Below are 281 nucleotides of genomic sequence, written 5' to 3' on the forward strand. Positions count from 1 at the left end.
ATGGCCGGCCGCTCGTCAATGGCCGCGTCCACATCGCGGCGCTTGAGGTTGTTCTCGCGATCGGCATTGGCCGGGTGCGTGGACCACATCGGCGGCACGCGCACCATGGCGTTGCGGAACACGCGATGCAGCTCGCGCTCACGCTCGGGCAGTAGCGGTGGCTCGGCATACAGGGGGTCGGGCGATACTCGCCGCAGGTTGGCGAGCATGCGCGTCTGCACAGCGCAGAGGTCAGCTACGGCATGGCCGGCTTCGAACTCATGCGAGGCGAAGGCGAGCGT

The 281-nt window shown here is 68.0% G+C and carries 1 pseudogene; it reads right to left on the bottom strand.

Annotated features, from left to right (window positions below):
* Nucleotides 1-209, bottom strand: a pseudogene (locus ACQG3P_RS19500) (hypothetical protein); the annotation flags it as partial.
* Nucleotides 210-281: the final 72 nt, after the last annotated feature.

Origin of the sequence: Stenotrophomonas sp. SrG (assembly GCF_050031795.1) — a bacterium.
Classification (GTDB): Bacteria; Pseudomonadota; Gammaproteobacteria; order Xanthomonadales; family Xanthomonadaceae; genus Stenotrophomonas; species Stenotrophomonas rhizophila_A.